This window comes from Faecalimicrobium sp. JNUCC 81, from assembly GCF_053667625.1.
Map to the genome: position 1 here is coordinate 1,140,541 of NZ_CM132203.1, position 15,153 is coordinate 1,155,693.

Genomic DNA, 15,153 nt, shown 5'->3' on the forward strand with positions numbered 1-15,153 from the left:
GCTTAAATTTTAATTAAAAATAACATACAAGAGAGTGTATCATTTAGAATAAATAATTTTAATAGATACACTCTTTTTATTTACAAGTTCATTAAAACTAATTGAACTATAGTTGAAGCTACAACTATAACAACACCTATAATTATCTCATAATGAATTAACTTAAATCTTTCTGTTATATCCATAGAAACACTTCGAGTGCTTGCATGGAATAATGCACCATGAGGTAAATGTTCAAATACACAAGCACCGGCATTAACCATAGCAGCTCCAGAAACACCAGATAAGCCAGAACTTAAAATTGCCTGTGAGAATGTTGACGATGCAATAGTTGACCCACCAGTAGTAGATGCAGTAGCAAGTGACATTACCATACCTGAAATAGGTGCTAATAAAAATTGTGGTACACTTAGCATATCAAGTAGTCCTATAGTACTATGTTGTAAATTAGACATTTGAATAATTCCAACTAATGTACCTGTACCAAGTAGTAATATACAAACCCCTTGCATTTTTGCAACTCCAAAAGACATATACTCTCTAGTATTTTTTAGGTTTTTAGTAGCAATAATACTTATAACAGCACCAATAGGTAAAGCTACAAGTGGATCTATAATTATACTAGATATATTTCCTAAAAATAATAATCCAATAGAAACTATGGGTCCGATTAAAGACGCAAATAAACTTGGTAAATTCTCATCTTCTTTAATATTTATATCAATATCAACTTTACTACCTTTATTAATTAATAATTTAGCTAAAATTGTAGTTACGATAATTCCACATATTGCAGGAATTATATTTGCAAGCATAACACTTGATAAATCAACATTAAAATTAGTTGCAGCTGCTAATGTATTTGGATTTGGAGAAATAATATTTCCAGCTTTTCCGCCACCTAATGCTGCTAAAAGTATTGCTAATTTTGAATATCCTAATTTGTGTCCTATAGACATTCCAATAGGCCCAACTGTAAGAACAACAACATCTAAGTCAACTCCTACACCAGCTAAAACCATTGCGGATAATACAATTCCTAAAATAGCTTTATTAAGTCCTAATAATTTTATTATCTCCTCAGAAATTTTTTCAACTGCTCCTGTTTTTATCAATGTGGCAGCTAAAAACCCTGATGTCATTACTCTAAGAATAGATGGTGCCATATCTTTTGCACCAATAGCCATATACCCAACTATTTCAACTAAATTTGCACCACCTACTAATCCACCTACTAAAGCACCAAATACTAAACAGTAAAATGGTTCAAATTTCTTTATTATAAGTATAATTGCTACAATTAACCCTATAGTTGCCCCTAAGGTTGTTATTGTCATATGTATTCCCCCTCTATTGTCAAAGCTATTATCTATGATTTTATACAATAAGCATAAAGGTGTCAAATGTAATTTAATTAATTAAATACAATTTAATTTTATTGATTTATTATGTTATAATGAACTTAAATGCTATAATTTTAATAAAGTGGTTCAAATTATGAAATAAGAAGATTTAGTTTATAAGGAGATTACAATGTCAGATATAAATATAGGTGAAAAAATATCACAAATAAGAAAAAATAAAGGCTTAAGTATAAGAGAATTAGCACAGTTATCTAATGTTACATCATCTATGCTTAGTCAAATAGAAAGAGGACTTGCAAATCCTTCTGTAAATTCATTAAAATCTATTGCATCAGCTTTAGATGTAGCGTTATTTACATTTTTTACATCAGAAGTTGTAAAAGAGGACTTAATAGTTAGAAAAGACAATAGAAAAAAAGTAATTCTTCCAAATAGTGATGATGTTATTTATGAAATACTTGCCCCAGGAGTAACTGATAATTTTGAATTTGCAATTATGACCCTTGCACCAAATACATCATCAAGTAATGGAAATATAAATCATAGTGGATATGAAATAGCTTATGTACTTGAAGGCGAAGTTTTGTTATATCTTGATGATGAAGAATTTGTATTAAATAAAGAGGATAGTGTTAAAGTAACAGCAGGTATAAATCACCGTTGGGAAAATAAATCGGATAAAGATGCAAAAGTTATATTTGCAGTTATATTATAAATAAAAAAAACAATTAATACATAAAAATCACACTATTTTTAGTGTGTATTTTTTATGTATTAAATATAAACTTTAGACCTATTTTTAGACATAAAGATTATTTTAATCCGTTTTTATTATGTTTTAGTCCATTTTCCAACTAAAATTAGAATTTATATGTTAAAAATAAGATGGATTATTATGTAAATGATTTTTAAGAAGATAATTAAAATTATAGCCAAATATTAGTTTATAAATTAAAAATATTATTTATAAAATGGGAGTGAGGAGAATGAAGAAAAGGTTATTTAGGTGGGAAATAGTACTAGTGATGTTATTTTCTATATGTGCTGTTGTTAATATAATAGGAGGGAAAACTATTGTAGGAATCCTTTACTTTATATCAGCAATGTGTTTTCTATTTAGTTATATAATGGCACTTAAAAATAATAAAAGTGAAGTTAACTTAACTGAAGAGGAAATAGAAAAGATAGACAATGAATTAAAACAAATGATTTTAAAAGGTGAAGAAGTAAAAGCTGTAAAAAGATACAGAGAATTAACTAATTCACAACTTTTAGAAGCTAAAAACTATATAGATAAGTTAAAATAAAGTATTTAATAATGTTTGGCTATTTTACATATAAGGAAATTATATTTTATATGACTTGTGGATAAATATAATTTCCAACTATTAAGCTTGAGCAAAGCAAATTTTTTATTGTTTATAAAAGGGGAAAAGAGGGATTTTATGAAAAAGATAATATTGGGAGTATTAGGATTAACGACACTATTAATATCAGGATGTACTTCTACCAAAACAACAGATATAAAGGTACTAGCAACAACAGATTTACATGGAGTAATACCATATGAGTTATCTTCTTATGTAGAAAATGAAAAAAAGAAAGATAAAAATATTACTTTAGTAGACGCAGGGGATTTTTTTGATGGAGGATTTGAAGCTTCAGGAGATATGAATAAATATTTTGAAAAAAGAAAAAGAGACGAATATATGGAAGCACCTATTGCAAAAGAAATGAAAGAAGTTGGATATGATACTGTAACACTTGGAAACCATGAATTTGTATCTAATAATAAATTTCATTTAGATAATATGATATCTGACTTTGAAAAACAAGGAATAAGTGTATTATCAGCAAATACATATAAGAAAAATGGAGAGAACTACACAAAACCTTATGTAATAAAAGATGTTAAAACTAATGAAGGAACTGTAAAATTAGGAATATTAGGTCTTACTATAAAAGAAGTAGGAGAAGATAGTGAGGACTTAAAAGATTTTGATAAAGCAGATGGATATGGTGACTTATACATGAATGACTTAGTAGAAGATGCTAAAAAATGGGTTAAGGTAATGAAAGAAGATAAGGCTGATGTTATAGTAGTAGTTACACATACAGGGGAAAAACCTAAAAAGCCAAAACACCCAGGAAATAGAATACAAGATTTGGCACAACAAGTTGAGGGTATTGATGCAATTGTTGCAGGTCATACACATGAACAGATAAAGCAACATGATTATAAAAATGAGTCAGGAAAAAATGTTATAGTTACTCAACCAGGAGATCATGGAGAGTGTATTTCTAAAATAAATTTAAAATTAGAAAAAAAGAATAATAAATGGAATGTAGTTGATAAGTCTAGTGAAATAACACAATTTGAAGAAAGTAAAAAATATCTAGAACAACTATGTGATAATTATGGGAAAGTATCAGCAGAATTCACAATGTTAGATACTAAAGTTAAAGAAATAAATTTATCAAAGGTGGTTCCTATTAAGTGGGACAAGGCGTATGTATTTAAATCAAACACTCCTAGAGAAAAAATATATGATACTGTAGGATATAAGTTTTTAAATATCACTGAAGCTGAAAATGATGATATGATGCAGATGGTATTTATGAATAATAAAAAAGTTGTTTGCTATTTATATGGGCATAAAGGAAAAATAGGATATAGTATAAATTTTGATAAATCAGAGTATAAAGATAATGTTTTAACTATTATGCCTAAGGAAAATGATAATTTCAAGGTTGAAGAAGGTAAAGAACATCCTATAACTCATCAACCTATTGTTAAATTAACTCATATATATAAATAGAAATATATATTTTAGTCCATAAATTCTATATTTTAGACCACCTTTGATTAATTTAATTTTTATTATGATAAAATTTAAATGTAACTATAAAAGATAATCAGGAGGTATTGTTATAACTTAGATGTATAAGGAGTATGCTATGAATATGAAGAGTATAGGTCTTATATTTATTGTAGGTGGTATATTTTTAATTCTAATCAATTTTACAATTATGCCTTATATTGATGATAAGTTTTTTTAGGAGGTTTTATGGAAAAAAATTTTAAGCAACTAGCACAATTTATAACTATACTTGGTTTTATATCATTAGATTTATATTTAATTTTATTTTCTGGAAGTTTATGGAGGATTATATTAAGCTCTATTTCTTTAATTATTTTCGTCGGTCTTTTATATTTATCTAAAAATAATTCTTAAATCAAAAGTAATATTTTACCCATAAAATATTATTTATTAAGTTTAAGATAATTACTTCATCGTGTTATATAAAGGAGATGATTATATGAGTGAATGTAAAAAGAATAGTAATAAGTTAGTTATCAAAGGACCAGAAACAGATATAAAAAAATTTATTAAAGAACTTCTTATAGCAATACTTACATGTCTTTAGTATATATTACACCAAAACTACACTAAAAACCTAAAAAATACAATTAGAAAAGCTCTAATCATTTAATGATTAGAGCTTTTTATTATTTATCTTCTCTTAATAAGTACTCATTGTTATCTTGGTCTTTGAATGAGAACATTTTACCATAAGGCATAATCATAAGTTCTCCAACTTCAACTCCATTTTCTTTCATTTCATTGTATGATTTTTCTATATTAGTAGTACTTAGTAATATAGATGGATGATTAACATTTGCAGACGGGTTTTGAGTTAGCATCATTTTTTTATCATATAAAACAAATGTTGTAAATTCACTTTCACTTGGACCAACTTCTAACCAAGTCATGGGACCCATTGATTGTTCAAATTTTACTACAAAATTTAACTTTTCAGTCCAGAACTTTTTAGCATCATCTTGATTATCTACATATATTGTTATCTTGCCTATTTTATTGATCATGTTATCCTCCGAAGTTATGTATCGTTATTTAGTATTATTATTTACTTAAAATCATAATACTATAAATTAAATATTTAGTCAAACTTATGTTTGTAACTTAAAACAAACATAAGTGCTAGAAAAAGATATAATTGTTCCTAAATTATACATGATTAATTATATCTAAAATAAATATATAACTAGTTAAATAAAAAAATAAGAACTTACTATATCAATTAATATATATAAAATAGTATCAAAATCTTACTAATATAGAAATAAGCATAGACATGTGCTATTATTTATATAAAGGAACGAGGAAGTATATTCTGTATGTGGGCATCTGGAATATATGGAGTTAATGATGCAACCGACTTTAGACAATTAATGTCTAAAGTCTTTTTTTTTAAAGAAACGAGGAAGTATATTCTGTATGTGGGCATCTGGGATATATGGAGTTAGTGATGCAACCGGCTTTAAACAATTATTGTTTAAAGTCGGTTTTTTATTGCAAAAAATGAATAGAGGGAGTGTAAGTATGAAAAGTAATAAAAGGTATAGTTTTTTATTTACAACAATGTTAGTGGTAGTTAGTTTAATGATAAATCTTATGTCACCGGTCATAAATGTATTTGCCTTAGATACAAATAAAAATATTAGCCTATCAATAAGTAGCAATAAAAATCCTATAAAAGAAAATGATGAAGTTAAATTTACACTAAACTATAGTATAACGGGAGAATTAGGAAAATTAAAAGAAGGAGGAAATGTAATAACATTTAACCTCCCAGATGGATTTAGAGATATTAAACCATCTTATCCTAAAGATCATTTTGATAATGTCATAGTAGAAGGAACTAAAGTAGTAGCAACTTTAAGTGAAAAAGCACTTACTAATGGTATAGGGGGATATTTAAGTATTAGAGCTTTTGCACCTAAAGTTGATGAAGATAAAAAAGTTAGAGTTGAAGCTAGTTTAAATGGCGATACTACATATTTAGATGTTGATTTAGTAAATATAGATCCAGTGGTAACAGATGACCCAAAAGAAAAGCAAGAACATAATCTTGCAGTAGATAGATATTTAAATAAATATGCACAAAATGCAAGTCATTATGTTGATGGTATATTAACTGCAAATATACCTGCTCCTGCTGTTGGTAAAAGATGGGAGTTTATTGTTTCTATTAATGAGAAATACTCTAATTTAAATAACGTAGTCTTAAAAGATAAAATGCCTAATGGGTTAGAACTAGATATAAATAGTTTAAAAATAGAAGAAACACCATACATAGGAAATAAAAAAGACGTAACAAAAGAACTACTTTTAAAAACTGAGAAAACTAAAGATGGACTAGTAATAAACTTTGGAAATATAAACTCAAAATATGATATTTCATACTACGTTAATATAAATGAAGAGTTTCCAACTTATAAAAATACAGCAATATTAAATATAAACGGAAAGACTATTGAAAGTTCATCTATGCTAAAAACTAAAAAGGTAGAAGTACCTATGATTAAGAAATATGAAAATACGAAGTTTCATGATAAAAAAGGAAATAGTATAGTCACAGATATAGGTGATGAAATTGGATACACACTTGTTGTAAACCAAAATAAAGAGAATATTAAAGATGTAGTAATAAATGATACATTACCACAAGGTACAAAGTATAAAGAATCAAGTGCATCAATATATTATTATGATTCAAAAGGTAATTATCAAATATACCCAAATAGTAAAGATAAGATTACTGTTAAGAACAACAAAATGACTATAAATCTTGGAGATATTAAAAATAAATACTTTATATATTATAGATTAGTAGTTACAGATAAGCATGAAGAGTACAAAAATAAGGCAACAATTAGTTATAATAATGAAACATCAAATGCAAACTCAACTGTTAAATATGAAAAAGATTCAGGCTCTATAAATGCAATAAAAAAAGTAGATAAAAATACACTTAAAGATGGAGATAATCAAATAGTAAATTATTCTATAGAAATTGACTCACATGGATTTTTTAGTAAGGGATATATAGATTTATCAGATAAAATTAACCCAGATGTTAAGATTATGGTAGTTAACGTTGAAAAGCATAAAATTATTGGGCAAAAAGATGGTAAATATATAACTGAAAAAATAGAAGATAATTCAAATGGTATTAGCCTTAAAGTTGATAAGGTAAATAATAAAATAAAAGTTACTAATGATAGTGTAAATATGAACTACGATGAAATATATAAAGTGAATATAAAGACGGATTTTAGTGATGTAAAAGATGGAACGACAATATTAAACGTAGCTAAAATAAAAGATTCAAGTACTAATACTGTTGAGACTAAAAAGGGATATGCTTTTAAAGCTCTTAAATTAGATAAAAAAACTAAAAGTTTATTATCCGGGGCTACATTTGATATACTAGACAAAGAGAAAAAAATTATTGGTAGTGTTACTAGTAATAAGGAAGGAATAATAAGAGAAAAGATAGTTTCTCCAGGAACATATTATCTAAAAGAAACCAAAGCTCCAAAAGGATACTATTTAAATAATGAATATATAAAGTTTACTATAAAGGAAGATGACCTAGGTACTACAGTTGATTTAGGAAATATATATAATAATAAAATAGAAGGAGATAAAAATAGTGGAGGGGATAAAATAGTTGAAACCCCAAAAGAAAAAGAACCAGATAAAAATATAAAAAAAGATGAACCAACTCAAACACCAAAAGAGAAAGAACCAGATAAAAATATTAAAAAAGATGAACCAAATGAAAACCCAAAAGAAAAAGAGCCAGACAATAACATTAAAAAAGACAAACTAAATGAAATCCCAAAAGAAAAAGAACCAGACAAAAATCCTAAAGAATACAAACCAAATGAAACTCCAAAAGAAAAAGAACCAGACAAAAACATTAAAGAAGAAAGACCAAATGAAACCCCAAAAGAAAAAGAAATAGACAAAAAAATTAAAGAAAGCAAACCTAAAGAAACTATAAAAGAAATTGCACAAGATAAAAAAAATAACGTAAATAAACTTCAAAACTATGGGAACCCTAAAACCTATGATTCAGGTATTATGCCATATATAAGTGTAGGTATATTAGCAATGGGTGGATTAGTTATAAATATAAGAAGAAAAAAATAAAATAACTAAAATAAAAGGGCTGTGAAAATAATTCACAGCCCTTTTTAATTAAATATTAATAATCAATTTTATTTCATATTTTCTAGTTTATAGCTAAGTAGATTTTCATATTTATCAAATTTTTCGATAAGTCTTATCATAACATTATCACCGATATTTACAGTTTCAAATATATTTTTATCATTTATTCTATAAGATTTATCTTTATATTCCAATTCTAATAAATAAGAGTTTGGTAAATTTGAAATAAAATATTTATTTCTATCAGAATAATTGCAAGGCATGCCTTTAACAAACCTTTTATTTTTAATAGTCATATTAACATTAGTTACTCTTATTTCAGAAACCCTGAATTTTCTGTAAATATTTTTTATAAAATCTCTAATTCCAATAAGTATAAGATATATTAGTCCTGCAATACCAGCTAGAACTATAAAATCATCAAATATTTTGCTCCTCATTAATAATCTCCAATCGATTTATATAATAGCTTATTAAGAATAATATTTAACTATATAATTTAAAACTAATAAACTAACTAAATTAGTTACTATATATTAAATTATAGCAAAAAATGTTAAAAAAGTATTATTTATATATTAATAATATTATTATATAGATTTAATTAATAGAGAGAAATTAAAGATTAAAAAAGACAGGGTCCGTTGCCTGTCTTTTAGTAAGGATATAAAATATAAAATTAGGATAAAATTTGAATAAAAACATTAATGAGTATACTTTAATTATATCCAGCATTCACAATCTTATACATTTATTATAAAAAATATATGAATAAAATTATTGACAACAAAAATAATAGTGTATATAATAAATTCAACAACTGATTTAATTAAATTAAATTTATATAAATCATTGAATGGAGAAAATAAATGAGTAAATATGATAAAATAAAATTAGAAAACCAGATATGTTTTTCATTATATGCAGCATCAAGAGAGGTTATAAAACTGTATAAACCATTACTTGATAAATATAACTTAACATATACACAATATGTAGCCATGCTTGTAATGTGGGAAGAAGAAAAAATTATATTTAAAGAATTAGGTAAGAGACTACACCTAGATTCTGGAACTATTACTCCAGTAGTAAAAAAATTAGAATCTATGGGTTTAATTACTAAATATAGAAATAAAGAAGATGATAGAGTAGTTACAGTAGAAATAACTGAAAAAGGCAAATTATTAAAAGAAGATATACTTGAAGTTCCAGAAAAATTATACTGTAACTTCAATGGAGATAAAGAAAACCTTAAAAAATTAAAAGTATACTTAGATGAATTCTTAAGTGAATTAGATTAATAAATAGAGTTAAATTCTATACAGAATTTGACTTTATATTTTAAATAAATTAATTGAACTAAATTAGATTTAAATAAATTGAAAATGGAGAGGAATAACTAATATGAAATTTTATGATTTTAAAGCTAAAAAAATGAACAAGCAAGAAATAAGTATGGATAATTACAAAGGGAAGGTAGTTTTGGTTGTAAATACTGCAAGTAAATGTGGACTAACTCCTCAATTTAAAGATTTAGAAGCATTATATCAAGAGTATAAAGATAAAGGGCTTGAAATATTAGGGTTCCCTTGTAACCAATTTGCTAAACAAGATTCAGGTAGTAATGAAGAAATACATGAATTTTGCCAATTAAACTATGGAGTTACATTTACTATGTTTGAAAAAATAGATGTAAACGGAAAAGATGCACACCCATTATATAAATATTTAAAAAGCCAGGCAAAATCATTACTTGGTAAAGAGATAAAGTGGAACTTCACTAAATTTTTAATAGATTCTAATGGAAATGTAATAAAAAGATATGCACCTACAGTATCACCATTAAAGATTAAAAGTGATATAGAAAATTTATTAAGATAAATAAACATAAGGCTATAAGGAGGAAAATATATGAGTGAAATGTATGATATTGCAATAATAGGTAGTGGAGTAGCGGGAATATCTGCTGCATTAAATGCAAGTATTAGAAATAAGAAATTTATAATTTTTGGTAGTAAAGATATAAGTAATAAGTTAGTAAAAGCTCATAAAGTTAATAATTATTTAGGTTTTTATGGTAAAAGTGGAGCAGAAATAAAATATGAGTTTGTTAATCACTTAGAATCTATGAATATAGAAATAACAGAAGAAAAGATAAATAGTATATATTCAATGGGTGGGTACTTTTCGCTTATGGGAAATGAAAATAATTATGAAGCTAGTTCTATAATATTAGCAACGGGTGTGAATTTTGGAAGACCATTTAAAGGAGAAGAAGAATTTTTAGGAAAAGGTGTAGGATATTGTGCAACTTGTGATGCTCCTTTATATAAAAATAAGGTAGTTACAATAATTTCTTACAACAAACATGAAGAGGCTGAAGCGAACTTTATAGCTACTATTGCTTCAAGGGTTTACTATATACCTATGTACAAAGAGGATGTAGAAGTTGATGATTCAATTGAAGTTATAAAAGATATTCCAGTAGAAATATCAGGTCATGGATTAGCAAATAAATTAATATTAAAAAATAGTGAAATAGAAACGGATGGGATATTTATATTAAGAGATAGTATTTCACCAGGACAACTAGTACCAGGGTTAAAACTAGATGGAAATCATGTAGAGGTAGATAGATTAATGAAAACAAACTTAAAAGGTTGTTTTGCAGCAGGAGATATAGTTGGAGCTCCTTATCAATATATAAAAGCAGCTGGAGAAGGAAATATAGCTGCACTTTCAGCCGTATCATATTTAGATGAACAAAAAAGAAAAAGAGCATAGGAGGAGATTTTCCTTGTAACCAATGTTTTGAACAAGCACCACAAGAAAAAGAAGATAAATCATCAATAGGTTTATATGATAAATTTAACCCCTTAAAGTAGACACAAGTAAAAAATACTTGTACAATACTAATTTAAGGGGTTATTTATTTTACTTTTATTTATATAGATTAGATAATAAAATATATGGTATAAGATAAATGTATTTGATATAAATAATATATAAGAGAAAATGCAAATCAGTGGGGGATAATATGTTTTATAATATTTCAAATAAAAAAGTTTATGAGCTTGTAATAGAACAAATACAAGATAAGATATTAAGAGGAGAATTAAAAAAGGGGGACAAGCTACCATCAGAAAGAGAATTATCAGAGAGTATGAGTGTAAGTAGAACATCAATAAGAGAAGCTATAAGAGTTTTAGAAACTATGGGAGTAATTGAAAGTAAACAAGGGGAAGGCAACTTTATATGCAATAGCATAGAAAAATCACTAATAGAGCCACTATCTATGGGATTTAAATTAAATGAAGGTACGTGGCAAGATATATTAGAGTTAAGAGAAGTTTTAGAATTACAAACAGTGGTAATAGCAGCAGAAAAAGCAACAAAAGATGATTGTAATGAATTAAGAGAAATAATAGAGCAGATGCAAAAGGAAAATGATAAGTTAAATTTTAATAGTAAAAAGATAGTTCAACTTGACCAAAAATTTCACAATAAAATAGCATCTATAAGTAAAAATTATTTAATTGAAAGTGTATTCATGACATCATCTAGACTTTTTGAAACTTTTATAGAGGATGCAAGAGAAAGAATTATATACAATTATAGAGATGAAAAGACGCTATTTGAAAGTCATAAAATGATATATGAAGGGATAAAACAAAAAAATCCTAATTTAGCATATACAGAAATGAAAAGACATATGTCAATTATTAGAGAAAGTTATTTAGTGAAATAATTCGATGGAAAATGTTAAATTTCAAACAATCATTGAAAAAAACATCACTATCTTATACTATTAAAGCATAAGTGGTAATACCACTGACCATCATTCAAGTGACCGTCACAAAATAATATTTAGGAGGAAACTTGATGAACGATTATATGTTATTTTTAATAGCTATAATACCAATTATATGGTTGATTGTGTCATTGGGAGTATTGAAATTACCAGCACATAAAACTTGTCTTTTCACAGGTATACTTACATTTATTATAGCTATGGCGTTTTGGAAAATGCCATTTATAGATGCAATTACAGCATCTATTGAAGGTGTATTAGTTGCACTATGGCCTATACTTTTAGTTATAGTTGCAGCTTTATTTACTTACAACTTAGCTGTTGAGACAAAAACAATGGATACTATGAAACAAATGCTATCTAGTATAACAACAGACAAGAGAATACAAGTACTTATACTAGCTTGGGGGTTTGGTGGTTTCCTAGAAGCAGTTGCAGGATATGGTACAGCTGTTGCAATACCAGCCAGTATACTTGCATCATTAGGATTTAATCCAATATTTGCAGCTATAATATGTCTTATAGCTAATACAGTTCCAACTGCATTTGGAGCAATAGGTATTCCAGTAAGTACACTAGCAACAGTAACTGGACTAGATGTAATGAAATTAAGTTATATGACAGCAATTCAATTAGCACCATTCATAATATTAATACCTTTTGTATTAGTAATTCTTACTAAAAAAAGTTTTAAAGCATTAAAAGGAGTATTTTTAATAACTTTCGCATCAGGGGTGGCCTTTGCCATACCACAAATATTTATAGCAAAATATTTAGGAGCTGAATTACCAGCCCTTGTAGGAAGTTTGTGCAGTATGTTAGTCACAATACTTATGGCAAAAGCAATGAAAAAGAATGAATCTAAAACAAGAGATGATGATGCTTCCACAGATGTAGCAATAAAGTCTAGTGTAACTTTAAAGGAAGGGTTACTAGCATGGCTTCCATACATACTATTATGTATCTTGATATTAGCAGCAAGCCCATTATTCCCATCAATAAACGAGTTTTTATCTAAATTTACAAGTGAATTTAAAATATATACAGGAGAAGGAGCAGCAACAACTAAATTTGTGTGGTTAAATACACCAGGAATGGTAATTATAGTTGCTACATTCTTAGGAGGATTAATACAAAGAGTAAAAGTTTCTACTATGGTAGATGTATTAATAAGAACAGTAAAACAATTATCTAAATCATTTGTAACTATAACATCAATAGTTGCAATATCAAAAATTATGTCATATAGCGGTATGACAGGATCAATTTCATTTGGACTTAGCGCAATAACTGGGTCTTTCTATCCGATAATAGCACCACTTTTAGGTTCAATTGGAACCTTTGTAACAGGCAGTGATACATCAGCAAACATATTATTTGGTGGGCTACAAGCTCAATCTGCAACAGCTCTAGGCATAGACCCATATTGGATAGCAGCAGCAAATACAGCAGGTGCAACAGCTGGGAAAATGATATCACCACAAAGTATAGCAATTGCAACATCAGCAACAGGATTAATAGGAAAAGAAGGAAAAATACTTAACTCAACATTAAAATTCTGCTTAGTTTATGTAATAGTACTAGGCATTATGGTTTATTTCGGAAGTTATATAGGTATTTAATTAAATATTAGGGGGGATAAAATGCCTACTTTAAAAGTACCATACTCAAAAGAAGGAATGACTTTAAATATTCCAGACGAAAACTTTATCAAATTACTCACATCTAAGGCACACGACTATAAAGTTAGTGAAACTCAAGAAGAAATAGTTGAAAAATCATTAGACAATCCAATTGGATCACAGAAACTAGAAGAATTAGCAAAAAATAAGGAAAATATAGTAATAATAACAAGTGACCATACAAGACCAGTACCTAGTAGGGTGACAATGCCCATAATATTGAGAAGAATAAGAGAAGTAAATAAGAATGCAAATATTAAAATATTAGTTGCGACAGGCTTTCATAGAGAAAGTACAAGAGAAGAACTAATATATAAAATGGGTGAAGAAATAGTAAATAATGAAGAGATAGTGATGCATATATCAACAGATGATTCTCAAATGGTAAAAATGGGAGTACTGCCGTCTGGTGGAGATTTATATTTAAATAAACTAGTTAAAGAAGCAGACTTACTAATAGCAGAAGGATTTATTGAACCTCATTTCTTTGCAGGATTTTCTGGAGGAAGAAAAAGTATACTTCCAGGTGTAGCATCAGCTAAAACTATAATGTATAACCATTGTAGTGATTTTATTGATAGTAAAAATGCAAGAACAGGTACACTTAATAAGAATCCTATACATGAAGATATGATATATGCGGCTAAGGCATCTAATCTAGCATTTATATTAAATGTTGTAATAGATCAAGATAAAAAAGTTATAGAATCCTTTGCTGGAGATGTAGAAAAGGCACATAAAAAAGGATGCGAATTTGTAACTGAACTGTCTAGGGTTAAACCTCATAAAGCTGATATAGTTGTCAGTACTAATGGTGGATATCCACTAGATCAAAATATATATCAATCAGTAAAAGGAATGACAGCAGCAGAGGCAACATGTAATGAAGGTGGAGTAATAATTATGGTATCTGCATGTAATGATGGTCATGGAGGTCAATCATTTTATGATAATATAGCAAATGCCAAATCTCCAACTGAAGTATTAAAAAGGGTTAGACAGGTAAGTAGAGCACAAACTGCTCCAGATCAATGGGAGTTTCAAATACTTGCCAGAATACTAGAAAAACACACAGTAATAATGGTTACAGATAAGTGTGATAAAAATATGATAGAAAGTATGCATATGAAGCATACATCAAACTTTGATGATGCTTTAAATATAGCCTTTGATATAAAAGGCAAAGACTCAAAAGTTGTAGTTATTCCTGATGGAGTATCTGTAATTGTTAAGTAGATAAGGGGGATAAA

14 protein-coding genes and 2 riboswitches are annotated in these 15,153 nt (G+C 27.2%); of the genes, 11 read left to right on the top strand and 3 right to left on the bottom strand.

The window, feature by feature from the left end; translation table 11 throughout:
• Nucleotides 1-80: 80 nt before the first annotated feature.
• On the bottom strand, nt 81-1,337 hold the full coding sequence (locus JNUCC81_RS05750; protein WP_454095711.1) for a GntP family permease: 1,257 nt from the start codon (nt 1,335-1,337) through the stop codon (nt 81-83).
• A gap of 196 nt (nt 1,338-1,533) precedes the next feature.
• Between JNUCC81_RS05750 and JNUCC81_RS05755 the strand changes: the two genes are divergently transcribed.
• The 4 genes from JNUCC81_RS05755 (at nt 1,534) to JNUCC81_RS05770 (ending at nt 4,600) form a co-directional block, all read left to right on the top strand.
• Nucleotides 1,534-2,079, top strand: coding sequence for a cupin domain-containing protein (locus JNUCC81_RS05755; protein WP_454095712.1), 546 nt, complete (start codon nt 1,534-1,536; stop codon nt 2,077-2,079).
• Between the two features lie 271 nt (nt 2,080-2,350).
• Entirely contained in the window at nt 2,351-2,671 is a 321-nt protein-coding gene (locus JNUCC81_RS05760) for a hypothetical protein (RefSeq protein WP_454095713.1), read from the top strand.
• 138 nt (nt 2,672-2,809) lie between these two features.
• On the top strand, nt 2,810-4,183 hold the full coding sequence (locus tag JNUCC81_RS05765; RefSeq protein WP_454095714.1) for a metallophosphoesterase: 1,374 nt from the start codon (nt 2,810-2,812) through the stop codon (nt 4,181-4,183).
• 249 nt (nt 4,184-4,432) lie between these two features.
• On the top strand, nt 4,433-4,600 hold the full coding sequence (locus JNUCC81_RS05770) for a hypothetical protein (RefSeq protein WP_454095715.1): 168 nt from the start codon (nt 4,433-4,435) through the stop codon (nt 4,598-4,600).
• Between the two features lie 275 nt (nt 4,601-4,875).
• Here the strand turns inward: JNUCC81_RS05770 and JNUCC81_RS05775 are convergent, their stop codons facing one another.
• The gene (locus tag JNUCC81_RS05775; protein ID WP_454095716.1) at nt 4,876-5,253 is read right to left on the bottom strand and encodes a VOC family protein; all 378 of its coding nucleotides are present in this window, start codon (nt 5,251-5,253) and stop codon (nt 4,876-4,878) included.
• Between the two features lie 280 nt (nt 5,254-5,533).
• Nucleotides 5,534-5,617, top strand: a riboswitch (cyclic di-GMP riboswitch).
• Between the two features lie 16 nt (nt 5,618-5,633).
• A riboswitch (cyclic di-GMP riboswitch) is annotated at nt 5,634-5,717 on the top strand.
• Between the two features lie 53 nt (nt 5,718-5,770).
• Between JNUCC81_RS05775 and JNUCC81_RS05780 the strand changes: the two genes are divergently transcribed.
• Nucleotides 5,771-8,389 carry a SpaA isopeptide-forming pilin-related protein gene (locus tag JNUCC81_RS05780; protein WP_454095717.1) on the top strand — a complete coding sequence of 873 codons (2,619 nt, stop codon included), beginning with the start codon at nt 5,771-5,773 and terminating at the stop codon, nt 8,387-8,389.
• 68 nt (nt 8,390-8,457) lie between these two features.
• Here JNUCC81_RS05780 and JNUCC81_RS05785 read toward each other — a convergent pair whose 3' ends face one another.
• Entirely contained in the window at nt 8,458-8,850 is a 393-nt protein-coding gene (locus JNUCC81_RS05785) for a hypothetical protein (protein WP_454095718.1), read from the bottom strand.
• A gap of 429 nt (nt 8,851-9,279) precedes the next feature.
• On the opposite strand from JNUCC81_RS05785, the gene JNUCC81_RS05790 reads away from it, so the two are divergent.
• The 6 genes from JNUCC81_RS05790 (at nt 9,280) to larA (ending at nt 15,139) form a co-directional block, all read left to right on the top strand.
• A complete protein-coding gene (locus JNUCC81_RS05790) occupies nt 9,280-9,711 on the top strand; it encodes a MarR family winged helix-turn-helix transcriptional regulator (protein WP_454095719.1) in 432 nt (143 codons plus the stop codon).
• A 103-nt stretch (nt 9,712-9,814) separates the two neighbouring features.
• The gene (locus JNUCC81_RS05795; protein WP_454095720.1) at nt 9,815-10,291 is read left to right on the top strand and encodes a glutathione peroxidase; all 477 of its coding nucleotides are present in this window, start codon (nt 9,815-9,817) and stop codon (nt 10,289-10,291) included.
• A 30-nt stretch (nt 10,292-10,321) separates the two neighbouring features.
• Nucleotides 10,322-11,194: an NAD(P)/FAD-dependent oxidoreductase gene (locus JNUCC81_RS05800; protein ID WP_454095721.1), complete on the top strand. Its 873-nt coding sequence runs from the start codon at nt 10,322-10,324 to the stop codon at nt 11,192-11,194.
• Between the two features lie 253 nt (nt 11,195-11,447).
• Nucleotides 11,448-12,158, top strand: coding sequence for a FadR/GntR family transcriptional regulator (locus tag JNUCC81_RS05805; RefSeq protein ID WP_454095722.1), 711 nt, complete (start codon nt 11,448-11,450; stop codon nt 12,156-12,158).
• Between the two features lie 134 nt (nt 12,159-12,292).
• On the top strand, nt 12,293-13,843 hold the full coding sequence (locus JNUCC81_RS05810; RefSeq protein ID WP_454095723.1) for an L-lactate permease: 1,551 nt from the start codon (nt 12,293-12,295) through the stop codon (nt 13,841-13,843).
• Nucleotides 13,844-13,864: 21 nt separating this feature from the next.
• A complete protein-coding gene (larA, locus tag JNUCC81_RS05815; RefSeq protein ID WP_454095724.1) occupies nt 13,865-15,139 on the top strand; it encodes a nickel-dependent lactate racemase in 1,275 nt (424 codons plus the stop codon).
• Nucleotides 15,140-15,153: the final 14 nt, after the last annotated feature.